Source organism: Pseudoalteromonas sp. BSi20439, assembly GCF_000241165.1.
GTDB lineage: Bacteria > Pseudomonadota > Gammaproteobacteria > Enterobacterales > Alteromonadaceae > Pseudoalteromonas.
In genome coordinates, this window is record NZ_BADW01000064.1 from 19594 (window position 1) to 44860 (window position 25267).

25 protein-coding genes are annotated in these 25267 nt (G+C 40.6%); 12 read left to right on the top strand and 13 right to left on the bottom strand.

The features are described from left to right. The first annotated feature begins 3 nt into the window (after positions 1 to 3). The 6 genes from murC (at position 4) to lpxC (ending at position 6633) form a co-directional block, all read left to right on the top strand. Positions 4 to 1413 carry a UDP-N-acetylmuramate--L-alanine ligase gene (murC, locus tag P20439_RS05970; RefSeq protein ID WP_217694239.1) on the top strand — a complete coding sequence of 470 codons (1410 nt, stop codon included), beginning with the start codon at positions 4 to 6 and terminating at the stop codon, positions 1411 to 1413. Further along, positions 1410 to 2330, top strand: coding sequence for a D-alanine--D-alanine ligase (locus P20439_RS05975; protein ID WP_008465292.1), 921 nt, complete (start codon positions 1410 to 1412; stop codon positions 2328 to 2330). Before murC ends, P20439_RS05975 begins: the two co-directional genes overlap by 4 nt. 1 nt (position 2331) lies before the next feature. After that, positions 2332 to 3093 (top strand): cell division protein FtsQ/DivIB, encoded by a 762-nt coding sequence (locus P20439_RS05980; protein ID WP_008465294.1) that lies wholly within the window; start codon positions 2332 to 2334, stop codon positions 3091 to 3093. A 13-nt stretch (positions 3094 to 3106) separates the two neighbouring features. Then, on the top strand, positions 3107 to 4339 hold the full coding sequence (gene ftsA, locus P20439_RS05985; protein WP_008110678.1) for a cell division protein FtsA: 1233 nt from the start codon (positions 3107 to 3109) through the stop codon (positions 4337 to 4339). A 21-nt stretch (positions 4340 to 4360) separates the two neighbouring features. Next, a complete protein-coding gene (gene ftsZ / locus P20439_RS05990) occupies positions 4361 to 5614 on the top strand; it encodes a cell division protein FtsZ (protein ID WP_008110677.1) in 1254 nt (417 codons plus the stop codon). A 107-nt stretch (positions 5615 to 5721) separates the two neighbouring features. Then, positions 5722 to 6633, top strand: coding sequence for a UDP-3-O-acyl-N-acetylglucosamine deacetylase (gene lpxC / locus P20439_RS05995; protein WP_008110675.1), 912 nt, complete (start codon positions 5722 to 5724; stop codon positions 6631 to 6633). Between the two features lie 87 nt (positions 6634 to 6720). Here the strand turns inward: lpxC and yjjG are convergent, their stop codons facing one another. From yjjG to P20439_RS06010, 3 genes are all read right to left on the bottom strand, one after another. Then, positions 6721 to 7395 carry a pyrimidine 5'-nucleotidase gene (yjjG, locus tag P20439_RS06000; protein WP_008114796.1) on the bottom strand — a complete coding sequence of 225 codons (675 nt, stop codon included), beginning with the start codon at positions 7393 to 7395 and terminating at the stop codon, positions 6721 to 6723. An 11-nt stretch (positions 7396 to 7406) separates the two neighbouring features. Next, positions 7407 to 7946, bottom strand: a complete 540-nt coding sequence (gene yjjX, locus P20439_RS06005) for an inosine/xanthosine triphosphatase (RefSeq protein ID WP_008114794.1) — start codon at positions 7944 to 7946, stop codon at positions 7407 to 7409. 167 nt (positions 7947 to 8113) lie between these two features. Further along, on the bottom strand, positions 8114 to 9013 hold the full coding sequence (locus P20439_RS06010; RefSeq protein ID WP_008465298.1) for a phosphoribulokinase: 900 nt from the start codon (positions 9011 to 9013) through the stop codon (positions 8114 to 8116). Between the two features lie 115 nt (positions 9014 to 9128). On the opposite strand from P20439_RS06010, the gene P20439_RS06015 reads away from it, so the two are divergent. Both P20439_RS06015 and P20439_RS06020 read left to right on the top strand, forming a co-directional pair. Continuing rightward, the gene (locus P20439_RS06015; RefSeq protein WP_008114790.1) at positions 9129 to 10001 is read left to right on the top strand and encodes a hypothetical protein; all 873 of its coding nucleotides are present in this window, start codon (positions 9129 to 9131) and stop codon (positions 9999 to 10001) included. A 70-nt stretch (positions 10002 to 10071) separates the two neighbouring features. Beyond that, positions 10072 to 10437 carry a hypothetical protein gene (locus P20439_RS06020; protein ID WP_008114788.1) on the top strand — a complete coding sequence of 122 codons (366 nt, stop codon included), beginning with the start codon at positions 10072 to 10074 and terminating at the stop codon, positions 10435 to 10437. 249 nt (positions 10438 to 10686) lie between these two features. Here the strand turns inward: P20439_RS06020 and P20439_RS06025 are convergent, their stop codons facing one another. The 6 genes from P20439_RS06025 to P20439_RS06050 form a co-directional block, all read right to left on the bottom strand. Next, positions 10687 to 13260 (bottom strand): M1 family metallopeptidase, encoded by a 2574-nt coding sequence (locus P20439_RS06025; RefSeq protein ID WP_008465301.1) that lies wholly within the window; start codon positions 13258 to 13260, stop codon positions 10687 to 10689. Between the two features lie 106 nt (positions 13261 to 13366). Beyond that, a complete protein-coding gene (locus P20439_RS06030; RefSeq protein WP_008465303.1) occupies positions 13367 to 14047 on the bottom strand; it encodes a hypothetical protein in 681 nt (226 codons plus the stop codon). An 88-nt stretch (positions 14048 to 14135) separates the two neighbouring features. Further along, complete coding sequence (locus tag P20439_RS06035) at positions 14136 to 14486, bottom strand: DUF2750 domain-containing protein (RefSeq protein ID WP_008114782.1); 351 nt, start codon at positions 14484 to 14486, stop codon at positions 14136 to 14138. 11 nt (positions 14487 to 14497) lie between these two features. After that, positions 14498 to 15082 carry a glutathione S-transferase family protein gene (locus P20439_RS06040; RefSeq protein ID WP_008465304.1) on the bottom strand — a complete coding sequence of 195 codons (585 nt, stop codon included), beginning with the start codon at positions 15080 to 15082 and terminating at the stop codon, positions 14498 to 14500. A 69-nt stretch (positions 15083 to 15151) separates the two neighbouring features. Beyond that, positions 15152 to 15433, bottom strand: coding sequence for a peptidylprolyl isomerase (locus P20439_RS06045; RefSeq protein WP_008114778.1), 282 nt, complete (start codon positions 15431 to 15433; stop codon positions 15152 to 15154). A gap of 75 nt (positions 15434 to 15508) precedes the next feature. Further along, positions 15509 to 16078 (bottom strand): glutathione peroxidase, encoded by a 570-nt coding sequence (locus P20439_RS06050; protein WP_008465306.1) that lies wholly within the window; start codon positions 16076 to 16078, stop codon positions 15509 to 15511. Positions 16079 to 16166: 88 nt separating this feature from the next. Between P20439_RS06050 and P20439_RS06055 the strand changes: the two genes are divergently transcribed. The 3 genes from P20439_RS06055 (at position 16167) to P20439_RS06065 (ending at position 19934) form a co-directional block, all read left to right on the top strand. Beyond that, positions 16167 to 16655 (top strand): GNAT family N-acetyltransferase, encoded by a 489-nt coding sequence (locus P20439_RS06055; protein ID WP_036933039.1) that lies wholly within the window; start codon positions 16167 to 16169, stop codon positions 16653 to 16655. A 111-nt stretch (positions 16656 to 16766) separates the two neighbouring features. After that, complete coding sequence (locus P20439_RS06060; RefSeq protein WP_008465310.1) at positions 16767 to 18761, top strand: ATP-binding protein; 1995 nt, start codon at positions 16767 to 16769, stop codon at positions 18759 to 18761. A 45-nt stretch (positions 18762 to 18806) separates the two neighbouring features. Continuing rightward, a complete protein-coding gene (locus P20439_RS06065) occupies positions 18807 to 19934 on the top strand; it encodes a PleD family two-component system response regulator (RefSeq protein ID WP_008115345.1) in 1128 nt (375 codons plus the stop codon). Positions 19935 to 20190: 256 nt separating this feature from the next. On the opposite strand, the gene queG is transcribed toward P20439_RS06065, so the two are convergent. The 4 genes from queG to P20439_RS06085 all read right to left on the bottom strand — a co-directional run bounded on the left by queG (position 20191) and on the right by P20439_RS06085 (position 24242). Further along, on the bottom strand, positions 20191 to 21324 hold the full coding sequence (gene queG / locus P20439_RS06070) for a tRNA epoxyqueuosine(34) reductase QueG (RefSeq protein ID WP_036933034.1): 1134 nt from the start codon (positions 21322 to 21324) through the stop codon (positions 20191 to 20193). 71 nt (positions 21325 to 21395) lie between these two features. Next, positions 21396 to 22616: a methyl-accepting chemotaxis protein gene (locus P20439_RS06075; RefSeq protein WP_036933036.1), complete on the bottom strand. Its 1221-nt coding sequence runs from the start codon at positions 22614 to 22616 to the stop codon at positions 21396 to 21398. Positions 22617 to 22674: 58 nt separating this feature from the next. Beyond that, positions 22675 to 23379, bottom strand: a complete 705-nt coding sequence (locus P20439_RS06080; RefSeq protein WP_008465314.1) for a glycerophosphodiester phosphodiesterase family protein — start codon at positions 23377 to 23379, stop codon at positions 22675 to 22677. Then, a complete protein-coding gene (locus tag P20439_RS06085; protein ID WP_008465316.1) occupies positions 23376 to 24242 on the bottom strand; it encodes a DMT family transporter in 867 nt (288 codons plus the stop codon). Before P20439_RS06085 ends, P20439_RS06080 begins: the two co-directional genes overlap by 4 nt. Before the next feature lie 222 nt (positions 24243 to 24464). On the opposite strand from P20439_RS06085, the gene P20439_RS06090 reads away from it, so the two are divergent. Further along, positions 24465 to 25199 (top strand): enoyl-CoA hydratase/isomerase family protein, encoded by a 735-nt coding sequence (locus P20439_RS06090; RefSeq protein WP_050947005.1) that lies wholly within the window; start codon positions 24465 to 24467, stop codon positions 25197 to 25199. The last annotated feature ends 68 nt before the right edge of the window (positions 25200 to 25267 follow it).

The window sequence follows — 25267 nt, forward strand, 5'->3', positions numbered from 1 at the left end:
GCGATGCGCCGCATTGAAACTATTCACTTTGTAGGAATAGGTGGTGCAGGTATGGGCGGTATTGCAGAAGTATTGGCTTTTGAAGGTTACCGTATTACCGGCTCGGATATAGCGCATAGCGCCATGACCGAGCGTTTAATTCAAGCGGGCGCTGAAGTATTTATTGGCCATCATGAAAATAATGTAAAAGACGCTAATGTGGTGGTGGTTTCAAGTGCAATTGATAAAACAAACCCTGAAATTCAAGCCGCGCAAGCTGCGCGTATTCCGGTGGTTCGCCGTGCAGAAATGTTAGCTGAGCTGATGCGCTTTCGCCACGGTATCGCCATTGCCGGTACCCATGGTAAAACCACAACAACTAGTTTAATTGCCAGCATTTATGCACAAGCAGGGCTCGATCCAACCTTTATTATTGGCGGTTTATTAAATAGTGCTGGCAGCAATGCTAAAGTAGGCAAAAGCGACTTTTTAATCGCTGAAGCGGATGAAAGCGATGCTTCATTTTTGCATTTACAGCCAATGGTATCGGTGATCACTAATATTGAAGAAGATCACATGGAAACTTACGGCGGCAGCTTAGAAAAAATGAAAGATACTTATGTTGAATTCATTCATAACCTGCCGTTTTACGGGCTAGCTGTAGTGTGTATAGATTCAGACGTTGCCGCAGAATTAATACCTCGCTTTGGTCGTCCGGTGATCACTTATGGTGAATCGCAAGATGCTGACTATCGAATGAGTGAATTTAGCCAGACAGCCAATACATGCCAATTTACTGTTACTAATAAACAAGGCGAGAGTTTAACCGCCAAGTTAAATATGCCAGGTAAACACAATGCCCTAAATGCAACCGCAGCGATTGCGGTGGCAAAAGATCAAAACATAGCTAATCATGCAATTTTAGCGGCATTAGATACTTTTGAAGGCATTGGCCGTCGTTTTCAGCATTATGGTGAATTTGAAAACGAATGCGGTAATGTGATGTTAGTAGATGACTATGGTCATCACCCATCAGAAGTGGCCGCTACCATCACCGCAGCGAGAGAAGGCTGGCCTGATAAGCGTTTAGTGATGGTTTATCAGCCGCATCGCTATACCCGTACTCGCGATTTATACGAAGATTTTGTGAAAGTACTCGCTGAGGTTGATCAGTTGCTATTGCTTGATGTTTACAGCGCAGGCGAAGAGCCGATTGTGGGCGCTGATAGTAAGAGTTTATGCCGCAGTTTACGCCAGCGTGGCAAAGAGCCATTGCATGTGGCTTCAAGCTCAGAGCTTGCAGGTGTACTTGCTAACTGCCTACAAAATAATGACTTAGTACTTACGCAAGGCGCAGGTAACATAGGTCAGTTAGTTAAAAACTTAGCAGCAACAAATATGTCGATAGAAAAATTAAAGCAAGGTGAAGTATGACACAGGTAAGTTCCCAGTTCGGTAAAGTAGCGGTGCTGCTAGGTGGAAACTCAGCAGAGCGCGACGTGTCATTAAAATCTGGTCAAGCAGTCCTTAATGCACTTCTTGCCTATGGCATTGATGCGATTGCGTTTGACCCTCAAAATCGTTCATTGTGGGAATTAAAAGACTTAAATGTTGATCGCGTTTTTATTGCGCTGCATGGCCGAGGTGGTGAAGATGGCACAGTACAAGGTGCTTTAGAGTTTATGAACTTGCCTTACACTGGCAGTAATGTATTGGGTTCAGCATTAGCAATGGATAAAATTCGTTGTAAGCACTTGTTTAAATCGGCAGGCTTAAGCACAGCACCTTATGCGGTAGTTGATGCTAAAAAAGGCTTTGATGCTAAAGCAATTATCGAGGAATTTAAAAAAGTGATGGTAAAACCATCGCACGAAGGCTCAAGTATTGGTATGGCACAAGCAAGCTCTGCAGAAGAGCTTGAAGATGCGCTCAGCAATGCATTTAAGTTCGACAGCCAAGTATTGGTAGAGCAGTGGATCTCGGGGCGCGAATTTACAATTACGGTGCTTGGTGATGAAGTACAACCTGTGATTGAAATGAGCACGCCAAATGGTTTTTATGACTACCAAGCTAAATATCAGTCAAGTACGACACAATATCATTGTCCTGCTGATTTATCACAACCAGATACCCAAAAACTACAAGCAATGGCACTCGATGCGTTTGATTTAGTGGGTGCAAGTGGCTGGGGTCGCGTCGATGCAATGCAAGATCAGCAAGGCCAATTTTACTTGTTGGAAGTAAATACAGTGCCAGGCATGACAGAAAAATCATTGGTGCCAATGGCTGCAAAAGCCAATGGGGCAAGTTTTGAGCAATTAGTTGTTCGCATTTTGGAGCAAACCCTTTAATATGCATCCCTTTTTAGAGAAAGCGCAGCAACTAAAACAGCAACTTAACTGGTCGCTGATTTTTGGAGTGAGCTTTTTTCTGGCTGTGGTGATTGGGTTAATTGAAATAACCAATGGGGTTTCCCATTGGTTAGTTGCAAATAAAGATGCGCAAATTAAGCATTTAACGGTGTTGGGGAGCCCCAAATACACCGATGAAAAAGCAATAACTACCGCGATAAAAAAAGCGGATTTAAGTAGCTTTTTTGAGTTAAACGTAAAGCATGTTCAGCATTTAGTGCAAGAACTACCTTGGGTCGCAACGGTATCGGTAAGAAAGCAATGGCCTGATACTATCCAAGTTTACGTGGTAGAGCATCAAGCGGTCGCTCACTGGAACAGTGATTTATTGATTAACCAAAGCGGCGATGCGTTTGAGGCTAAAAGTGATAAATTAAGTGCCACATTACCCCAGTTATATGGGCCAGAAGGCAGTGAAAAAGAAGCATGGGTAGCGTTTAAACAGTTTGATGAAATGCTTAAAGTAAATGCACTAACGCTCACTAGCCTTGCGCTATCTGAGCGGTTTTCGTGGCAACTTTGGTTAGATAATGGCGTGCGTTTAAATTTAGGGCGCAAGGATAAAGCCAAGCGTGTACAGCGTTTTATAGACGTTTATTCACGCATAGAACAACGTGCTGATGCACAGATAGATGCAATTGATTTACGCTACGATACCGGCCTTGCAGTGAGCTATAAGCCAATGCAAGAACAGCAATTATAATAAAGAGTAAGGCATGACTAAGTCAGCAGAAAGAAACCTAGTGATTGGATTAGACGTAGGCACTTCGAAAGTAGTGGCCACGGTAGGTGAAATCACCACAGATAACAAGCTCAGCATTGTTGGCGTGGGGAGCCAAGTATCTTATGGAATGGATAAAGGCGGCGTTAACGATTTAAATTTAGTGTCTGAGTCTATTCGCCGCGCAATTGATGAAGCCGAATTGATGGCTGATTGTCGTATTAGCTCGGTTTATTTGGGCATTTCTGGCAAACATATTCAGTGTCAGAACGAAAGCGGTGTTGTCGCTATTAATAATACTGAAGTAACCGATGAAGACATTGAAAATGTAATCCATATTGCTCGCTCAGTACCAATTTCAGCTGAACGCAAAATGTTGCATGCCTTGCCACAAGAGTACAGCATTGACATGCAAGAGGGGATTAAAAACCCACTTGGCATGAGTGGTGTGCGTATGGAAGCACGTGCGCATATTATTACCTGCTCCAACGATATGGCTAAAAATATAGAAAAATGTGTTGAACGTTGTGGGCTTGAAGTTGACCAACTTATATTCACTGCGCTTGCCTCTTGTTACTCTGTACTGACGGACGATGAAAAAGAGCTGGGTGTCGCGGTGTTAGATATTGGTGGTGGTACTATGGATATCACTATTTATATTAATGGTGCACTGCGTCATTCTGCGGTTATTCCGGTGGCGGGCAACCAAGTAACCGGTGATATTGCAAAAATATTTCGCACACCTATATCACATGCAGAGTCACTCAAAGTACAATATGCCTGTGCAAGTAGCCAAATGGCGAGCAGCGAAGACACGATTGAAGTGCCAAGCGTAGGTGGGCGACCAGCAAGACTGATGTCTAGGCATACGTTGTCAGAAGTGGTTGAGCCACGTTTTAGAGAATTATTTGAGTTGGCGATGGAAGAAATTCGTCGCTCAGGATTAGAAGACCAAATTGCAGCAGGTCTCGTCATTACTGGCGGAACTGCTAAAATGACTGGCGCAATGGAAGTGGCTGAAGATATTTTTCAGATGCCAGTAAGAATAGGTAAACCAATTGGTGTAGTAGGTTTAACTGATTATGTTGATGATCCATCGTACGCAACCGCTGTAGGTTTGTTACAATACGGGCGTACTATGCAGTCGATGAATGCACAAAAGTCGAAAGCGGATGATAACAATAATTGGTGGAACCGCATCACAAAATGGTTTCAAGGCGAGTTTTAGTACTCAAGTCGGAGAGTAAATATGTTTGATATAATGGAACAACACAGCGAAGAAGCTGTAATAAAAGTAATCGGTGTAGGCGGTGGCGGCGGTAACGCAGTTGAGCACATGGTAAAACAACAAATAGAAGGTGTTCGTTTTATCGCAGCCAATACGGATGCGCAAGCATTACGTAATTCAGCCGCTGATGTAACGGTACAATTAGGTACGCAAATAACCTCTGGGTTAGGTGCGGGTGCCAACCCTGAAGTAGGTCGTCAGTCGGCTGAAGAAGACGCAGAGACCATTCGTGCCAGCCTTGAAGGTGCTGATATGGTATTTATAGCGGCAGGTATGGGCGGCGGTACAGGAACCGGTGCTGCGCCAGTTGTAGCTAAAATTGCTAAAGAACTGGGTATTTTAACTGTTGCTGTGGTAACACGTCCGTTTGATTTTGAAGGTAAAAAGCGTGCCGCTGCTGCAGAGCAAGGTATTAGCGAATTATCTGAAATTGTGGACTCGTTAATCACTATTCCAAATAACAAGTTACTAAAAGTATTGGGTAAAGGAACAACTTTACTGGATGCGTTTGCAAAAGCAAATGACGTATTGTTTGGTGCAGTACAAGGCATTGCTGAGTTAATCACTCGCTCGGGTCTAATTAACGTGGATTTCGCCGACGTACGTACTGTTATGTCTGCAATGGGCACAGCGATGATGGGAACTGCATCTGCATCGGGTCCTGATCGTGCACAAGAAGCAGCAGAAGCCGCTATTTCAAGCCCGCTTCTAGAAGACGTAGATTTAACCGGTGCTAAAGGTATCTTGGTTAATATTACTGCGGGTATGGATATCGCGATTGAAGAATTCGAAATTGTGGGTAATCACGTTAAGGCGCTAGCGTCTGAAAACGCAACGGTTGTTGTGGGTGCGGTAATTGATCCAGAAATGACAGACGAGCTACGTGTAACTGTGGTTGCAACTGGCTTAGGCGGCGATCGTCGTCCACAGTTTGGTATTGTAGATAACGGTTTCAAAAAAGCATCAGGCTCTGATGTAACTAGCTCAAGCACACAAACAAGCAGCATGTATGTACCTAGCTTCGCAAGCCAAGGCACAAGCACGACTGACGAGTCAGCAACGACTTCGCAAACTGAATCAAAGGAGCAAGGCACACCGTCTAGTTCTTCAAGTTCTTCAGCGAATACGTCGTCAAGCAGTGCTAAGAAAACAGATAAGTCTGAGGGTGGCGATTATTTCGACATTCCTGCTTTTTTACGTAAACAAGCAGACTAATTAAAAACAGTACTTTTGTGCTAAATGTGAACGAATATTGTAGTTATACCGTATTTATGTTACACTCCGCCGTCTAACTGTAATATATACTTAAAGTGAGCGAACCTATGATTAAACAGCGTACGATTGCACAAGTAGTCAAAGCCATAGGAATTGGACTTCATAAAGGTGAGAAGGTCACAATAACTCTCCGACCTGCGAGCGCAAATACTGGGATTGTATTTCGTCGTGTCGACCTTGATCCGGTTGTTGATTTTGAAACAACGCCTGAAGCCGTTGGTGATACGCAATTGTGTACCTGTTTAATAAACAAAGATGGTGTTCGCTTATCAACTACTGAGCATTTAATTGCAGCTGTTGCGGCAATGGGGATCGACAATCTGATTGTTGAACTTGATAGCTCAGAAGTACCAATAATGGATGGTAGTGCATTACCATTCATTTATTTATTACAAAAAGGTGGCATTGAAGAGCAAAATGTCGCGAAGCGCTTTATTCGTATAAAAGAAAAAGTACGTATTGAAGAAGGCGATAAATGGGCCGAAGTAGAACCTTACGACGGATTCCATATCGACTTTGAGATTGCCTTTGATCACCCTGCAATCAATGAAAGCCGCCAACGCATTGGCTTAGATATTACTGCACAAAGCTTTACTGAAGAAATTAGCCGTGCGCGTACTTTTGGCTTTATGAAAGACATTGAATACATGCATGCTAATAACCTTGCACTAGGTGGTAGCATGGATAGCGCAGTGGTACTTGATGAATTTAAAGTTTTAAATCCGAACGGTCTGCGTTACTCAGACGAGTTCGTCAAGCATAAGATACTAGACTGTGTAGGTGACATGTTTATGACAGGTCATAACCTTTTAGGTAAAGTAACTGCATTTAAATCAGGCCATGATTTAAACAACAAGCTACTACGCAAAATTATGGCAACTGAGTCAGCATGGGAGTGGGCAACCTTTGAAACGCCTGTCTCGATGCCTGCACCCGGTCTTGAATTAGCAAACGCCTAATCAGTTAATCGCTTACATACAGTTATAAAAAATGACGCTTATTAGCGTCATTTTTTTTGGCTGTTTGTCAGCATAATCAGTCAGGTATTACAGACCTAAAATGGTTTGTAACTGTTTTAACTCAGTGACTTGATACGTTGGCTTAATACCTTCAGGTAAGATTACCCCTGGGTGCTGTAACCAGCAGGTGTCTATGCCTGCATTTCGTCCACCAAGAATATCACTGCTGGCGGTATCACCTACCATTAAAATTTGCTCTTTCGGTGGATTCCCCATTAAATTAAAGGTGTGCTCAAATATCTCTTTTGCAGGTTTAGCTATACCTACTTTTTCAGAAATTACCAGCCAATCGAACATATCTTGCAGCCCAGTATGTGCTAAGCGACGTGCTTGTAGCTGAGAAAAGCCATTGGTGATAATGCCTAACTTGGCATGAGGTTTGAGGGCGTTTAATAATTCAACCGCACCGGGTAAAGGCATGCAAATTTCAGCCATTGCCGATAAAAAATCATCATTGAGCTGCTGGGCTGGTACATCAAGTTTATTTGCCAGCTCACTAAAACGAGTTACTTGCAGGTGGTTTGCGGTAATTTCGTTATTTTGATAGGCAATCCATAATGGCTTATTGGTATTTTGGTAATGATCATAATCTGCCTTGGTAAAATCCATGTCATAAGCTGCCAACATTTTTTGTAAGCCAGCAAAGGCATTAAAGCTAAATAAGGTTTCGTCGGCATCAAATAATACGTAGTTATACTTCATTAAAACATCCGTTATTGATTATATAAAGTGGGATTAAGAAAAGGCGCCATGGCGAGAGTCAGCGCTTGAGTATAGGTACTTTCTCGTGTTGCATGATGATCAGTTAATAAACCAATAGCACCCCCTTGCTGCTTGATATTGGTGGTATTAAAAGCCTTATCCATCACGTCTCCGAGCTCTTCACCTTGCAGCAATGCTTTATAAAAAACCGAAGGCAAAGGTAAGTTACTGCTTCGGCCTGTAACTTGCTGTGCGCCGTCATCAATAACAACATAGGCAAAGGTTGCTGCACCATAGCTAAATTGCGCTGCGCCACCTTCCATCGCTATGTAGTAGTCTGCTTGATGCTGTGCTTTACAGTAGTTAACTCGGTTTTGTGCACCCAAACACGTCTGCTCTTCGCCTATAGGTTGATCGGGTACATCAGAGGGGGCGTGAACGCCACCACATTCAATTACCTGCTCGGGAAAATACATCGCAAAAATGTGTTTAGCGGCATTTACTTTTACTGGGTTTTTAGACCCGACAATAATTTTAATAGCTTGCGACATACTGCTCTCATCATACTTAAAATCAGCAGTGTACGTGAGTTAGACTAAACAAAAAAGAGCAGAATGTATTTGCGATCACTTGATAAAAGAGGTGGGCAATTTCATAAGATCATCACATGTTGTTAGATCTTATGAACCAAGTACTCTCTAAGAAATGAGCGATACACTTAAATAGGAATTTCAGGTGGGGCTAATTTTGCTAAGGCGCGCTTTTTCAAAATAATATCTTTGATCAGTGGCGTAAGCACTAGTTCCATTGCCAGTCCCATTTTGCCACCGGGCACTACAAGCGTATTGATCCGCGACATAAAGCTGCCTTCAATCATGCGTAAATAATACGGGAAATCAACGTCATCAATGCCCCTAAAGCGAATAACTACAAAGCTTTCATCAAGGGATGGGATATCTTTAGCGCTAAATGGATTAGAAGTATCAACGGTTGGCACTCGTTGAAAGTTAATATGGGTACGTGAAAATTGCGGCGTTATATGATTAATGTAGTCATCCATACTGCGCACAATCGAGTCCATTACTTTTTCACGAGAATGACCGCGTTCTGAGGTATCGCGAATAAGCTTTTGGATCCACTCAAGGTTAATAATTGGCACCATGCCTATAAGTAAATCAACATGCTTAGCAACATCATGATCTTCGTCGACCACGCCGCCATGTAAGCCTTCGTAAAACATTAAATCTGTGTTTTGCTCAAGCTCTTGCCAAGGAGTAAATGTTCCTGGTAACTGGTTATAAGGCACGGCTTCATCAAAGGTATGTAAATAACGACGCAGTTTACCTTCGCCTGTTTCACCATACTTAGTAAATAAGTCTTCTAATGCACCAAAGTCATTGGCTTCTCGGCCAAAATAACTGATATGTTTACTTTGTTGTTGGGCTTCTCGAATTTTTTTGTCCATTTCAGGACGTGTATAGCGATGAAAGCTATCACCTTCAATAAATGCAGCATTGATGTCGAGGCTGCGGAAAATATGCTTCACGGCATTGGTGGTGGTTGTAGTGCCTGCTCCAGATGAGCCGGTGATTGCAATAATAGGGTGTTTAGCTGACATGTTTGTTCTCTTTTTTATGACCCGTTAGTTATAAAGACCTTACTAAGCTAGGTCAAGTGACGTCATCAGTAAATAACGTTATCATGAGGTGCTTAAAATTAAAACGAGAGAAAGCATGAAACTGATCAAACCGTTGTTAGGGCTAATAACAATTAATGCTTTAACATTAGGCGTTGCCCAAGCAAATATGCCTAAAAGTCAAATACTACTTGCCGATTTAAATACCCCGCATGGCATACGCGTAAGCATTGTTAGTGATAAAACCAGCTACAACAATCAGCCCCATTTAACCGATACGGGCCTTTATTATACGCGTGAGGTAATCAGTAATAAGCAGAGCCAAACTGATATTGCACGTTATGATTTATCATCAAAACAAACCTCTATGATCACAAATACAGCTGTAAGTGAGTATTCGCCAACAGTAACACCGAGTGGCGATAGTTTATCTGCCATCGTGGTTGAGGAAGATGGCAAACAAAAACTATGGCAATATCCGCTGAGTACAGAGCAGGCACCAAGTCGTATTTTTGATTGGATTGAGCCTGTGGGCTATCACGCTTGGGGAAATAACAACGATTTAGTAATGTTTATTTTAGGCGAGCCACATACATTACAATATACCTCGGTTGTTGCGGCTAAAGGTGAGGTTGTAGCAAATAACATTGGTCGTACACTTATTTATAATAAAGCGCAGAGGGAATTTTTATTTAGTCATAGTAAGAATGGCCAGCATCACTTAGCCCGTTTGGAACCACAAACCAAGCGGGTGAGCAACATACTTAGGCTGCCAAACCAAGTACAAGACTTCATCTTAAAAGATGAAAATACCATTGCTTACGCAATTAAAAACCGTATCTATCAACGAAAACTAACAGCAGGTTCTGACATATCGCAATGGCTTGATTTAAGCCAATATTGCGATACTGAAATTAGCCGGTTGAGTTATAAAAACCAGCAATTAGCGTTTGTATGTAGTGTTAAATAAACAATAAATTTCGGACTTTCACTCATGCATGAGTTAGTCTGACCCCCTATTAAATAAAAAGGAAAGTCACGTGGCATTTAGCGCAGACGAGTTAACAGAGCAGCTGATAAAACTAGAGTGTAGAAGTAACTTTAAAATAAAAAACATTGCTGAGTATATGCTAGCAAACTCTAAAGAAGCGTTTTACACCCATGCCGAAACGGGGAAAGGTAAAATTGTGATCCGCCCTGCATTTGAAGTGTTTAGTGATGACTTTACTGATATTGATGGGGTTGTGCGTACTCAAGGTTATTTTCATAGCAGTGAAATGACCCGTTTTCCCACTCGTATTTATAAAAGCGCACAGCCTATTCATTATGGTGTCGCTTTTAAAATTAACTCTGAACAAGCGGCAAAAGAGTTTATAGCTAAGCTAACCATGATTATTGGTGGTTAATAGAATGGTGCAGGGCTAAAGGCAAAAGGTGCAAGATAAAATCTTCAACCTTTAACCTTTATAACCCTTAATCTTTGTCTTTAATCACTAGCTCTAAAAGGGCTGCGCCTCTTAATCTCTTTGTGAATAAACTTTTTAAGATTTTATACACAAAGAGAAGGCAATGAGAAAACATCAGCCATTAGCCCGAGTTTGAGGTTTTCGGCCCGTTACCCGTCGCCCGCAGCCAGCCATCCTTTGAACTTTAACTTATTTACTATTCAAAAAGCTATTTACTGATTTGAGTTCACGGTTTTTAAGTGCAATACAGTCATTCGTACTTTCTGCAAGCTTACTTAATGTGCGCGCATAGCCAGGTACGTCATCAAGTTTAGCGTCAAAGAACGTTTGCGTTGTCGCTAAACTTTCAGCATCACAGCTAGCAGTAGTAAAGTAAGGTAAGTTAGGCACAAAAAATGGTGGCAAACTTGCTGTTACTTTATCGTAGTTGCTATATATCCAATCAATAAAGAGTGCTTGGCGTTCATCGGTGTAACTTTGCCCCGATAAAATAGTACGCATATCAGAAGCGGTTACTTCATCGGTTAAGCTATATGCAAGCACTGCTTTTTGGAGTTCAGGTTTACCAAAATAACCCATTGCTGCCAACATATTGGTACGAACTTGTGGATCTTTAGTGGTTTTAAAGGTTGCCATAAACTGATCAAGCAGCGCTTTATCACCATGAAAAGCCGCAAGACGTAAGTAAGTACCCGCTAAATAAGGGTCTACTTTTTGTGGATCTTTTAAGTAAGCAGCTGTTTGCTGCTTAGCTTTATTGATCACATTTTTATCTTCACCATCAAAGCCTAAGCGTGATACCACCGCAGCTCGCAGTTGAGCAATAGCGCCATCCTCACCCATTTTTGCTTCTAGGCCATATTTTTTAGCGGCAGGCATGACTGCATTTTGAATAAATGTAGGCCATAAATCTTTGTTGCTATCATCTTTAAAGGTACGTTGCTGAGATGCTAAATAACCTAAAGCAGTGTTAGCTACGCGTGGATGACTATCACTGGCAAATACTTCAAGCGTTTGCATCAGCTTAGCCGCAGAAATTACACCTGCGTCAAGTAAAGCGTCAGTAGCTGATAACAATGCAAGGCGCTCGCGGTCGTTTAATACGCTTGCTGCATTATCAATTAGTGCGTTAAATTGCGCATCGTCCATGACCCAGCGGTAGTAACCTAGCGCACCTTGGTCTGGATATATCCACTCTGGCTCAAAATCTAACTCTAGCGTTTGGTTTTGTTTATTAAGTAATACACTGGCAGTTTTTACTTTATCGCCTTTACCGTACTTAATGGCAACGGGTACATTCCAAAGTTGGGCTGGAGCATCAACACCGGCATTAGCAAAACGGCTTTGCGAAATAGTGAGAGTTTTACCTTGCTGATCAACCTTGATTAAAGGAAATGACGATTGTTCAATAAATGATTTTAAAACACTCGCCACATCTTTATTTGAAGCCTTACCGAGTGCTTCCCATAAATCGGCGGCTTCGGCATTTTTATATGAGAACTCTTTTAAGTAATTTTGAATACCAGCTTGAAATGCGTCTTCACCAATCCAATTTTCAACCATCGCCAGTACTGAGCTGCCTTTGCTGTATGCAAGGCCTAAACCGTCCATAATATCGGCTTCAGTTTTAATTGGTTTACGAATTGGCTTAGTGCTTAAGCGAGCATCTAACGCCATTACATTGTTTTGTGGTAAATCTAGGTGTGATTCAAACTCAGGGTTAAGTTGCTTAGTAATTTTTGCTGCCATCCAGCTAGCAAACGCTTCGTTTAACCATAAGTCGTTCCACCACTTCATAGTCACTAAGTTACCGTACCATTGGTGAGCTAATTCATGGGCAATAATAGAGACATTACGTTGCTTTTTACTACGCGTTGCAGCTTCTAAATCAACCAGAAGAATATCTTCGCGGTAAGTCACTAAACCTGAATTTTCCATGGCGCCAAACGGAAACTCTGGAACAGCCACTGAATCTAACTTTTTATATACGTAAGGAATACCAAAGTACTCTTCAAGTGCGCCCAATACTTTAGGCATATTCTCTTTTGCATACTGTGCTAAATGAATTTTACCTTGTGGAGTAATTACACGGCCAGGAATTGGCATACCCTTAATTTCTAGCTCTTCAAACGGGCCTACAGCCATAGCTACTAAGTATGATGGAATTGGTGGCGTTTTATCAAAGTAATGGGTAGTCATATCGCCATTCACTGTCGTTTTTAACTCAGGTGTATTTGAATACACTTTTTGTGAAGTGGGGGCGGTAATAGTTAACTGAAATGGAATTTTATAGCTTGGTTCGTCAAATACAGGAAACGCTCGACGGGCATCGCTCATTTCAAATTGGGTGAACAAGTACGGAACGCCTTGATCTAGGGTTTTATATAGCCCTACACTTTGGCGATTATATGGCGCTGAGAAATCAATTTTTAAAGTGTATTTACCCGGCTGAATTTGCTCTTCGCAGCTAAATTTAACTTTACCGGTTTTAAGCATTTCGCTGTTTAAGTCGCAGTTTTGCTCACCCAATAGTTGAACCATTTTGGTTGCGTAATCAACACCATTAAGTTCAATGTAGCGTGTTGGTTTAAGTACCTCCAAACTGATTTCAGTCATTCCTGTAAAAGTATCCTGACTTGGGTCGAGCGTTAAAGCGACTTTTTGTGAACTTGGCTTTGCGAGCTTTTCAATGACGAATTCATTAGCGTTAGCAGCATTTATCGCAAGCGCAACGCTCACGGTTAAGAGGCTTTTAAAAAACATAGTTATCCCTAGATTTTTGTTGTTAGAAGAGTGAGTACACTCCATCCTAACAGCTTTTTTTGCTAGAGTAAGCGAACAACAATAAGGAAAAGAGTAACAAAGTTTGTCAGTGGCTATCTCGTGCTAAAAACCGCTGCCAATGAATGTGGGAATTAATAACCCGGAGCTGTTGCAGCACCTTATTTAACAAGGCTATATCGTTAAAGTTATCATGGGGGTAATCATTAAAGCCCATTAAGTAATTGAAGCAGTCTTTAGAGCCTGCTTGCAGGGCATAAATACGAATTTGCTGTTCAAAGTTAAGCCGCAAACTACTAATCGCGGTTTTCATTCCGAGTTGATCCACGGAAGGAATTGCACATTTTTGCAAATACCCCGCACGTTCGCCCTCGCCTGAAAACCAAATGCGTACTTTTTCACTGTAGCGTCCTGTTTTTGCTGGGAGGTCAAACAGTAAACGTGTGTGTTTTTGCGCTTTTACGTAGGCTAAATAATCATTAAGTCCGGCCTTAATAAGGGCGTTATGTACAGGAATTAAACGGGGTTTAATTTTACCATGAGTATGAAAGCTAAAGCAGAGAATGCTATTTTCAACCACTAAGTCATCTAGGGTTAAATAGCCAATTTCATCACTGTAAGCGCCACTGTAGTACGCAATTAAAGGCAGCCAAAAGTGCCAGTGCTTAGCTTGTTCGCGGGCAAGCCGAGTATCACTATAAATATATCCGGTATAGAGCGTATGCAGCTCCATAGCTGAGAATGGACGACGACCAAGATGGGTTTTCAACGCAGTACCTTGACAGTTTTTATTATTTTATACCCCAACTAATCGTTGTTGTTAATTGGGGTAGTGCCAGCAAATAAACAGTTAAAACTTATTCACTTAAAGCGCGAGCTAAACCAACTGGTTCAATTTCTACGCACACTTGATCGTCATTCCAATTTAAACCAACTAATGCATCATCTGATTTAAGGTCTTCAACCCAATCATCTAAAAACTCATCTAGGTTGATTTCTACTGGGCTGTAGTCTTTCCACTCTTCTTTACATTGCTCTTTTGCTGCGTCTTCTGATTCCCACAGTAAAAGTACATCGGTGTCATCAAACTGATTTGATTCACATACAACAAAGCCACCATCTTGTGCACCCAGTGCCCAGATCTGCTCACTAACACGTACTTTTTCTACAAAGCTAACTAGTTGTGATTCAATTTCGATATCGCTCATGTGTTCACCTTTTAAAATTTGAGTCGAGGGTTGGTACTTTTAGCCGCTTGACGCTGACTAAACGCTTCATAAAACTTAACTAATTGCGATTGCGCGCTAAAATCAGTGAGTTCACGAAAGCAGATCCAATCTAGTAAGCAGTATAAACTGATGTTGAGGCATTCACAGCTTTTAAATTCATCATCGCATAAATGATCATTTAAATAGTGTAATGTTTGCGCAATTCGCTCATTTTGCAGATTAAAAAATAGTTTATCAGCTTGTGTGTCAAACCCAGAGCGCTGACATAACAATAACTCAACCAATGAATCGTTACAGGCATTTATGCTAGTTAAAAAATGCTCTTGTGGCCAAGTTAGCGGGTTCTGTTGTGTTTTTTCGAGTAAGTAACGCAGTATAGTATTTGAGTCGCTTAAGTTAAGCGAGCCATCAATTAAGATAGGGATTTTAGCTGCCGGGTTGTGCGACATCATTAAACAGCGGTCATCGCTTGAAAAAATATCGAGATTTATAAACTCAAGCTCACAGTTATTTTGTTGTGCCCAGATTCTAACACGACGCGCATAAGGGGAATAAATAGAGCCAAGTAATTGCATATTGGGGCTTTTGCCAACTCCACATAAATAAAAAGCCGCTAAAGCGGCTTTATTAATAAATCGATTGAGTTACTCAGAGCGGCTGGTTACTTCCAATAAGTGGTAACCAAACTGTGTTTGTACAGGCCCTTGTACTTGGTTAAGTGGCGCTGAAAAAACCACCTTATCAAACTCAGGAACCATCATACCAGGTCCAAACTCACCTAATGCACCACCATCTTGACCAGACGGGCAATTAGAGTGCAATTTAGCCAGCTCTGCAAAGTCTTCACCTTGCTCAATTTTGTCTTTAAGGTCTAAACATTGTGCTTCACTGTCCACGAGTATGTGCCTTGCACTTGCCACTGCCATAAAATCTCCTATTTATAAGTTTAGTTTTTTATCTACTAAGCAATATCTTAGTAAGGTTAAACTGAAAACACAAAGTTAAAATGCACTTTTGATGGCGCTTTCTAATTTTGCTGAATCGGGCGTAACGCGGCTGTTAAAGCGTGTCACTGTTTGGCGATCTGCCGAAACCACGTATTTATAAAAATTCCAGTTTGGTGAACTAGTTTGCGCGTTCAAATGTTTAAAAACTGGGTTGGCGTCGCTGCCACGCACTGCGCTGGTGGCTAACATAGGGAAAGTAACGCCGTAATTCACATAACACACTTTAGCTGTATCTTTTTCGTCATTTTCTTCTTGAAAGAAATCGTCAGATGGAAAACCTAACACCACCAACCCTTGATCTTTATATTTTTTGTAAAGCGCTTCTAACCCTTCGAACTGAGAGGTAAAGCCGCAATTGCTAGCGGTGTTTACAATCAACAGTGGCTTATTTTTAAATTCACACAAGTTAAGAGTCTCGGTTGAACGAAGCTTTCTCAGTGACACATTTGTGAAGTCATCGCAGGTATCTGTCTTTGCTGAAGGACTATTAGTGTCTGCTGCGTTGGTGGTTACAGATACACAGCCTAGAGCCAATGTTAATCCGAATATTAATTTTCTTATCATGCGGTTACCTTGAATGCGATTCGATGGGTGTTTATGTAACTTATCATACGCTACTATAGGCGAAATTGATCAATTTTACTTATTTTCTATGACTATACGTTTAGCAAAACCTGATGATTTAACTGCTATTGTTGCCATTTACAATGAAACTATCCCTAGTCGAATGGTGACCGCCGATACCGAAGAGGTAACTGTTGCTGACAAACAGCCTTGGTTTGATGGCCATACCGCTCAACGACCTATTTTCGTGTACTGTGAAAATGACCAAGTATTAGCCTGGGTTAGTTATAAATCGTTTTATGGGCGCCCAGCTTACGATGGCACCGTTGAACTAAGCATCTACATTACGGCGGCAGCCCAAGGAAAAGGGTTGGGTAAAAAGTTGATGCAATTTGCACAACAACAAGCACAAAAGCTCGATATTGAAGTGTTACTCGGGTTTATTTTTAGCCATAACGAACCAAGCATTAAATTATTTAAGCATTTTGATTTTGCCGTATGGGGAGAGTTGCCCAATGTTGCAAGGATGGATAACCAGCTGTACAGCCTGACTATTTTTGGTAAGCATTTAATGTAATCCCACAACTATAGGCAAGCAAAAATTACATTTATGTAGACGATTATGCCAAACCAAAAGTTCTATACTATGCTGAAAAGGTGTTTAATTAATTCTTAAAAGTGTACATAAATGGCGCAAAAAATACTTATTATTGATAGCAGTAGCATGATTGCTATGCGCTTAAAAGTACTGCTTGAGCTAATTGGTTGTGAAGTTGAATTAGTTCATTATTCTATGTTTGATCAAAGCAGCAACATAGATGCATACGATATGCTTGCCTTTTCACAAGGGACACCAACAACTCTGGTTGCTTCGCTGGTAAAACAAGCGACCCACCAATCATTTTTACTTTTAGCGCCCAAGGCTGAAAGTGGTGAACTGCTTGATGCATTTGGTAAATTAAACGAGCTTGTTCCAGATGCCACTATTATTTATCCATTTTTTTCTAATAAAGAAATCACTTCATTTATTGAAGATCTATTAGAAATAGGCCCTGATCATATTTTTAAACTGCCTACAATTTTGTTGGTTGATCATGTTAGTGAGCGTTTAGAAATGCTAAAGAGTAGTTTAGTGGGTGCACATATAGAGGTATACACAGCTACAAATCATGATGAGGCGCTTAATATTGCCAAACTCAGAATGATTGATATTTTAATTAGTGATTTTAGTTTAAAAGAAGGGCTTGGCTTAGATATATTTACCAGCCTTAAGCAGATACAGCCGCATAGCCGCTGCTTATTATTAACCTCGCGTCCTGCTCAGGTTTCTATGATTGAAGCGATTCGCCAAGGTGTTGAAGACGTTTTAATTAAGCCACTCGATGACAATGTGTTATTACAAGCAGTACATAAGTTGTGGCAAACCGAACTGCTAAAACGTCATAACGCAGAGCTAGTTGAAAGGCTACAAGATACAGTCGATGTTCTGATTGAAAAAGACAGTTTGCTGCAAGTAATTTTTAAAAACACCCCCGATCCAATTTTACTTTTTGAACGTAAAGGCAAAATAGTAGAGGCTAACGACGCGTGCTTAAAACTGTTTAATTTACCGTTTAAAAAGCTCATTGCTCACTCGTTATTTCACTTTTTAGATGACGATTCAGTAAAGGCAATTAAAGATAAAATATCTACTTTAAACAGTAATCGGCAATTTAGTTGCGACTTACACATAGTCAATAAAGATGGCAGTAAAATTCCACTTGTTGGCTCATTTAATGAAATTGATCATCATGGTGAGATAGCATTAGCGGTTATTTTTAAAAACGTAACCCATTTAAAACAAAAAGAAGATTTACTACTTGAGGCGAAAGATCTTCTAGAAGAGCAGGTCAGAGCGCGGACTTCGCAACTTGAGCATGCGAAAAACATTGCTGAAGCAGCTAATTTAAGCAAATCAGAGTTTTTGGCGAATATGTCACATGAGCTAAGAACCCCCATGCATTCAATACTAAGTTTTTCACGCTTTGGCATCAGTAAGCTTGAAGATGATGATTTTAGTAAAGATAAACTTTTAAAATATTTAACCCGAATAGAATCAAGTGGGCAAAGGCTACTGTCATTACTTAACAATCTACTCGATTTGTCGAAATTAGATGTAGGTAAATTCCCATTTAACCCGCGAGCATGCGATTTAACGACTATTGTTAAAACAAGCATTGATGATGTGGCTGGGATTGCCATAGAAAAAGATATTAAGATTGCATTTAAATCAGAAAACCCACCTGTTATTGCGCAATGCGATGAAGAGCAAATTAATCAGGTACTTAGAAACGTATTGAGTAATGCATTAAAATTTAGCAAAGAACATAGCACTATCGAAGTTGTCATGAAAACAGACAATGGTTGTGCAAATATTGAAGTAATAGATAGCGGAATAGGCATACCTGAAGACGAACTTGAAACGGTTTTTCAAAAGTTTGTGCAAAGCAGCAAAACAAATAGTGGCGCAGGTGGTACTGGATTAGGGCTTACCTTGTGTCGTGAATTTGTTTCTTTACATCAAGGAACTATAAAAGCCTGTAATAACCCTCAAGGTGGGGCAACTATTAGTATTCAAGTTCCTTTAGAAATAAACCTCGATGAATATTTAGCCGATGAGCAATTAGCGAAAAATAGTAGCTAATAATTGAATTGTTTTAATGAACACGATTTATATGGATGAGAAATTATGGCTTTAACTAAAATTCTTGCAGTCGACGATGAACCATTTAACCTCGAAATAATTGAAGAAATTCTAGAGGAACTTGACTTTGAGCTCAGGCTCGCCTCAAGTGGCCAAGAGTGTTTAAGTATGGTTGAAGAGTATATGCCTCAGGTTATTTTACTTGATGTCAGCATGCCAAAAATGAATGGTTACGAGGTATGTAAAGAGCTTAAAGCGAACCCTATTACGCATGACATTATTGTGATGTTTGTATCTGCAAGGGGAACGGTTGAGGAGCGTATGGAAGGGTATTCTGTCGGCGCTGAAGATTATATTGTAAAACCGTTTGGGCACGATGAACTAAAGCAAAAGTTACAGAAACTCAATCAGGTTTTACTAGAAAAACAGCAACTGGAAAAACAGGTAAAAGAAGCAACCTCTACCGCCTTTAATGCCATGGCTAACAGTAGTGAAATGGGGCAGATAGTTAACTATGTTGAACATATTGGATTTATTAACGATGTAGAGGAGTTAGGCAAGGCGTTAGTGGAGTGCTTACAGGCATTTAACTTGCAAAGTAATATTGAATTTAGATGTAACGATATCAAATCGCACTTTGCATTAAATGGCGTGTGTTCACCCATTGTTATTGAGTTATTTGAAATGCTTAAAAGCAAAGGGCGATTGCATGAATTTTCTCATCGAATTTTAGTTAATTACGAGCTTGTGAGTTTGCTGATTTTAAATATGCCAGAACACGACGAGCAAAAACACGGGCGAATTCGTGACCATATTTGCTTTATTGTTAGTGTAACTGAGCAGCAGTTGCGGGCTATTACCACTAAGCAAATGTTGGTTTCGCAGCAAGAGCGATTAAACAAAGTGGCGAGTACTGTTCACAGTAAGTTTCATAGTTTAATTGGATTGCTTAACGACAGCCGGATAAATAACGAAAAAGTGTTTAAACGACTTCAAGAAGAGCTAGAAGAGCGGATCCCAACCATGGGACTCGATGAAGACCAAGAAGTGTTTATTTATAGAAAGGTCGATGAAACAATACAAAATTCGGTGGCACGCCAAGAATCTGTTGATCAGGTTAAAAAAGCGTTCTCAGAGATAGAGCAAGATCTCGCTTTATTGTTGAAAGGCTAAAGGTGCGGGTTACGGGCTGCGAGGCGCGGGGTAAACTCCTTGCTACGATTGATACATTAACTTGTAGCAGCGACTTTATGTCGCGTCTTTTAAAGGTTAAATACGAAAGGTGTGCGCTACAGATTAACTAAAATCTGTACTTTAATTGTGGCTTCTCATTTACTCCTCATTTTCTTCTCTGTGTTAAATCATATATTAGTAAATTATGCACAAAGAGAGCTAAGAGATCGCAGAGGAGGTTAAAAGGGTAAAAGGCTTATGCGTCTCTGGGTAAGCCTTTTTCAACTATACGAATTAACCGTGCTGTTTTACGTAGCTTTTGCCTTTGTTTATCGTGTTGCTGTGCGAGTGCCCAATTTATATGTTCACCCACCATATCACTTACCGTTTGGCGTTTATCTTCGAGCGCAGCAATAATTGCCGGGCTAAAATCTGCGTTGCCTAAGCCAACGGCTATATTTCGTAGCCAACGTTCATGGCCAATGCGGCGGATTGGACTGCCCTCGGTATTTTTTAAAAAGGTAGTTTCATCCCAAGCAAATAACTCGAGTAAATCTTTGTTTTTTAATTGTGTACGAGGATGAAAGTCAGCCTCATCAGTAATTTTTCCGTAGCGGTTCCATGGGCATACCAATTGGCAATCGTCACAGCCATAAATGCGATTTCCCATTAATGCTCTGTATTGCTCAGGAATAGCACCTTGATGCTCTATAGTTAAATACGAAATGCACTTACGCGCATCAACCACATAAGGTTCTACAATAGCACCAGTAGGGCAAAGTGTTATGCAGGCAACGCATTTGCCGCAGCCCTCAAAAGTGTTTTCGTTATCAATAGGTAAAGGTAAGTCGACAAAAAGCTCACCTAAAAAGAACCAAGAACCCGCCTCTTTATTTATTAATAAAGAATGCTTTCCGCGCCAGCCTAATCCCGCTTTTTCAGCGAGTTGACGTTCAAGTACAGGGGCTGAATCAACAAAAGGTCTAAAGCTATAGTCACCCACATGTTGTTCAATTTTTTTACCTAACTGTTTGATTCGGTTGCGCATCAACTTATGATAGTCACGGCCAAGCGCATATCGGCTGATATAGGCTTTTTCGGTATTTTTAAGGTTTTTGGCGAAGCCAGAATCAGGTGGGAGGTAATTCATTTTAACTGAAATAACCCGCTGTGTTCCGGGTACTAACTCATTAGGGCGAGCGCGCTTCATCCCATGTGCCGCCATATAATCCATTGAGCCATGAAAACCCGCATCAAGCCATCGCTGCAGCTGTGCTTCATGCTTAGTTAAATCAATGTCAGTAATACCCACTTCACTAAAGCCAAGTTCTTGACCCCATAGCTTTATTTGCTGGGCTAGCTGTTCATAATTTAGATTGACGTCGCTCACATGCTTCACACAGTTATATTATAAGCCGCGTAATTTAGCATAATCGCGGCTTGGGTAAAACTAGTCTGATGCTAGTCTACAAAACGCTTTAACTGTTGTTGGGTTTGTTGACTCAGTTTTTGTGATTGCTCAGAGTCATGCAATGCGGTGTCTATTTGTTGCTTTGCTTGTTCGCCAAGCGCCACAATTTGTTCAACCGATTCATGGGTTTGGTTTTGGGTATCTTCGAGCAAATGAACCGCGTTAGCTATTTGCTGTAATTGCTGCTGATTATGCTCAAATTCATTGAGCATTTTTCCAAAACCTTCTGAGGTATCGTTGATTGCAGCTTGTGCATTATTAGAGTGACTAATTAACTGCTGAGACTCTTTATTGGTTTCATTAACCAGCTCATTCATTTGAGTAATAAAATCACTAATTTGGCGGGTTGCATCACTTACTTTAACCGATAGGGTACGAACTTCATCGGCAACCACGGCAAAACCTCGCCCAGCTTCTCCGGCGCGGGCTGCTTCAATTGCCGCATTAAGCGCTAATAAGTTAGTTTGATCAGAAAACTCTTCTACCATTTTCAAAATGCTGCGAATGTTTTCACTATTCTCTTTTAAGCCTGCAATCGTTTTCGAAAAACTACCTAGCATTTCATTAATAAGTCTCACCTGTTCAACCAGTTTAGACAGTTCGCTTGCAGAGAGCTTAACAAAGCTAAGGTGTTCATTATTTACCTGATGTACGCTATCAGTGTTACTTACTATATCTTGCAGGCTTTGGGTAATTTGGTTGCTGGCATTAATTATGGTGTGGCTTAAATTAATTTGCTGTTCGCTTAGCTGCTCGGTGTGCTGCATTGATTGCGTTACTTGGCTATTACTTTGCACGCTTTCCTGAGCGCTGCTGTAGGTCGTACTTAATAAGCTGTTTAAATGCGTAGTAAACTGATTATATTGTTCACTTAAATCTCTAAATTCATCAAAAGTAAAATGAGGAAGTTTGGCAGCTAAGTTGGCATCTTGTTGATTAATATTGATCAGCGTATCACGCATGGCTTTTACCGGGCGCACAATTAAAAAGCGCATATAAAAAATAGTAAAAATAAACCCTGCAATAATTAGCAAAGTAAGCGCCCAAAACAGCCCTGTGTTTTGCTGGGTCTCAGCTAAGCTACTATGTAACCAAAATAATGTAATAGCTTGAAATAAAAATACAAAGCTTAAATTACCCACTATTTTTCGGGTTAAAGTAAAAAACAAAGTTTGTTCTAAAAAATTATAAATACGCATGTAGCTACTCATTAAATAGTGACCTACTAAATTATTGTTTTTATAGCATAAATAGCAATTAAATAATTAGTTATAGTTCATTTAATTGCGCTAAATAATGCTTAGTTCGTTCAGGGTCGTTAGTAAAAATGCCATCTATGCCACAGGCAAGCATCAGTTTAATATCTTCAACTTCATCAACGGTGTAGGCAAACACCTGTAAGCCGCGCAATTTGGCATCGTCAACAAACGACTTGTTCATAAAGTTTTTGTCAACATGAATGCTAAAGGCCTGTAAGTCCTCAGCAAACTTTGCATACTGCAATGGAATTGATGCAGTAAGTGTGCCAATTTTAAGCCAAGGTAAGCGGCTCTTTAGCCAGTGTAGTTGATGATGATTAAATGATGAAACTAAAATATTGTCAGCGGATATTTTGTTTGCGGCAATATTCATTTCCAGTTGGGTGGCAAACTTTTCTAGTTCAAAGGTATGTTTTAGCTCTAAATTAAGTAAGGTTTGGTTGTTATTCCAGTCAATTAATTGCTGCAGGGTAGGTACTTGCTCGCCATTTCCCGCATCAAATTGTTGAATTTGCTGAGCGCTTAGGTCGCACACTTTACCCTTACCATTAGTGGTTCTATCTAGGTAGGTATCGTGAATAATCACGTAGTCATCAAGTGCGCTTTGTACATCAACCTCAATGCCATCTACATTCGCTTTTAACGCCGCCATAATGGCGCTTTGCGTATTTTCAGGAAAGTGTGTGCTTGTGCCTCTATGAGCAAATATTTTCATGGCTGCTTTTTCCGTGAAATTGACCAAGTTTCAAAGCACGCAGCACTAACAATCAGTGCGCCGCCAATCAGGGTCATCACTGAGGGGCGTTCGTGCAGAATAATTATAGCCAGTATTGTGCCATAAAGAGGCTGTAAGCAAGAAATCAATCCAGCGGTCGCTGCTGATAAATTTTTTAAACTTGCTGCAAATAACGAATGTGGCATTGCAGTAAAAACCACACCCGCAATAAGCAGCAATATTAAATCAGCATCATTAATTTGTGTTATGGACACTTCAATAAAAGCACACAGCATCAAGCTTGCGACTAACGTTTGATAAAACATGGTTTGCGGCCCACCATATTCGCTAAAGTAGCGTTTATGGGTAATATTACGAATAGCAAAAAACAATGCTGATACCACCCCCGTTACAACACCTAAGGTGATGTCATCGCCTAAATTAACGTTAGGGATCAATAAATAAATACCAGTAATCACCACTACAGCACTTATTATATCTTTTGTCTTGGGCTTACTTTTATTAAATAGAGGCTCTAAAAATACCGTGATCACCGGATAGGTAAAAAAGGCTAACATGCCCACGGTAATTCCTGCCAATTGCATGCCAGCAAAGTAGGTTACCCAATGAATTCCCACAGCAATGCCCAATAAAATGGCAATCACATAATCTTTAGCGCGATGCAGCTTAATCGGTTTTTTTTGCAAGGTCAGCAGCACACAAATTGCCACCCCAGCAATAGCCGCGCGATAAGCGGTAATATCTAATGCATTTAAACCAATTAGCTTTGCGAATAAGGCGGTACCGCCAAATAAAAGGACGGCAATGTGTAAGTAAATTAAGCTTTGTTGTTGGGACTGCATGATGTTTCCTTGCGCTGCTTTTAATGCAGTTTAACATTACTATTAATTACTTAAGATGAAATTTTTAAAAGCCTTAATAATTAATATGCAACCATTAAGGGGTTAACTTTTTAAGTGTAATAGCGATTGTAAAATCAAAACTACGCGTTACTATGCTATTTATAACTATAAAAGTAACGAAAAGTGCTAAAAGCGCAGCTAAATGCACTCAAAGAGGCTCGAATGACCGCATTAATAAAAATCACCACTGAGCAAAACGTGGCAATACTTACCATGAATACCGCTGAAAACCGCCATAACCCTAGTTTTATAGCTGAACTTAATCAACACTTAGATAGCATAGAAGCCAATGGCGATATTAACGCCGTGGTATTAACCTCAAACAGTGATAAAAGCTGGTCATTGGGAATAGATTTACAGTGGATGGCAAGTCCAGATAACACGCCTACAGTTATTGCTGATTTTATGAATTCGATAGGGCAGTTATTTAAACGCATAGTGACGTTTCCTATGCCTATCATTGCTGCATTAAACGGCCACACTTATGGTAATGGCTCGGTGCTGGCATGTGCCTGTGATTTTCGGTTTATGAAATCTGACAAAGGCTTTTTCTGCTTTCCTGAAGTTGATGTACTGGTACCGTTTGTACCGTCTATGTTTCCGATTATTAATAAAGCGATTAATCCGCAATTTTTTAACCGCTTAGCTATGACTGGCGAGCGTGTTGACGCGCATAAACTGCTACAACAAAATGTGGTAGAAGCGATTTTTGCTGATGAGCAAGCCTTGCAAACGGGTGTGTTAGAGTTTGCGCAAAGCTTTAATAAAAACCGTTGGATATATGCTCAAAACAAAACCCAAATGAACAAACCAATACTCGATGTTATGGCTGCACAAGACTCGGCTTTTATTGAAAACATCAGCACGCTATTGTGGAAGAAACTACAGCAAAAGTAAGCTGTTTTTATAAAAGTGAGTAAACATCAGCATAACTAATTTACTCACTTTCATGTGCATTAATTAAG

Bases quoted from the DNA above. Each gene is read 5' to 3' on its own strand.
- murC (WP_217694239.1), top strand. From the start codon at position 4: ATGCGCCGCATTGAAACTATTCACTTTGTAGGAATAGGTGGTGCAGGT.
- P20439_RS05975 (WP_008465292.1), top strand. From the start codon at position 1,410: ATGACACAGGTAAGTTCCCAGTTCGGTAAAGTAGCGGTGCTGCTAGGT.
- P20439_RS05980 (WP_008465294.1), top strand. From the start codon at position 2,332: ATGCATCCCTTTTTAGAGAAAGCGCAGCAACTAAAACAGCAACTTAAC.
- ftsA (WP_008110678.1), top strand. From the start codon at position 3,107: ATGACTAAGTCAGCAGAAAGAAACCTAGTGATTGGATTAGACGTAGGC.
- ftsZ (WP_008110677.1), top strand. From the start codon at position 4,361: ATGTTTGATATAATGGAACAACACAGCGAAGAAGCTGTAATAAAAGTA.
- lpxC (WP_008110675.1), top strand. From the start codon at position 5,722: ATGATTAAACAGCGTACGATTGCACAAGTAGTCAAAGCCATAGGAATT.
- yjjG (WP_008114796.1), bottom strand. From the start codon at position 7,395: ATGAAGTATAACTACGTATTATTTGATGCCGACGAAACCTTATTTAGC.
- yjjX (WP_008114794.1), bottom strand. From the start codon at position 7,946: ATGTCGCAAGCTATTAAAATTATTGTCGGGTCTAAAAACCCAGTAAAA.
- P20439_RS06010 (WP_008465298.1), bottom strand. From the start codon at position 9,013: ATGTCAGCTAAACACCCTATTATTGCAATCACCGGCTCATCTGGAGCA.
- P20439_RS06015 (WP_008114790.1), top strand. From the start codon at position 9,129: ATGAAACTGATCAAACCGTTGTTAGGGCTAATAACAATTAATGCTTTA.
- P20439_RS06025 (WP_008465301.1), bottom strand. From the start codon at position 13,260: ATGTTTTTTAAAAGCCTCTTAACCGTGAGCGTTGCGCTTGCGATAAAT.
- P20439_RS06035 (WP_008114782.1), bottom strand. From the start codon at position 14,486: ATGAGCGATATCGAAATTGAATCACAACTAGTTAGCTTTGTAGAAAAA.
- P20439_RS06040 (WP_008465304.1), bottom strand. From the start codon at position 15,082: ATGCAATTACTTGGCTCTATTTATTCCCCTTATGCGCGTCGTGTTAGA.
- P20439_RS06045 (WP_008114778.1), bottom strand. From the start codon at position 15,433: ATGGCAGTGGCAAGTGCAAGGCACATACTCGTGGACAGTGAAGCACAA.
- P20439_RS06050 (WP_008465306.1), bottom strand. From the start codon at position 16,078: ATGATAAGAAAATTAATATTCGGATTAACATTGGCTCTAGGCTGTGTA.
- P20439_RS06055 (WP_036933039.1), top strand. From the start codon at position 16,167: ATGACTATACGTTTAGCAAAACCTGATGATTTAACTGCTATTGTTGCC.
- P20439_RS06060 (WP_008465310.1), top strand. From the start codon at position 16,767: ATGGCGCAAAAAATACTTATTATTGATAGCAGTAGCATGATTGCTATG.
- P20439_RS06065 (WP_008115345.1), top strand. From the start codon at position 18,807: ATGGCTTTAACTAAAATTCTTGCAGTCGACGATGAACCATTTAACCTC.
- P20439_RS06075 (WP_036933036.1), bottom strand. From the start codon at position 22,616: ATGAGTAGCTACATGCGTATTTATAATTTTTTAGAACAAACTTTGTTT.
- P20439_RS06080 (WP_008465314.1), bottom strand. From the start codon at position 23,379: ATGAAAATATTTGCTCATAGAGGCACAAGCACACACTTTCCTGAAAAT.
- P20439_RS06085 (WP_008465316.1), bottom strand. From the start codon at position 24,242: ATGCAGTCCCAACAACAAAGCTTAATTTACTTACACATTGCCGTCCTT.
- P20439_RS06090 (WP_050947005.1), top strand. From the start codon at position 24,465: ATGACCGCATTAATAAAAATCACCACTGAGCAAAACGTGGCAATACTT.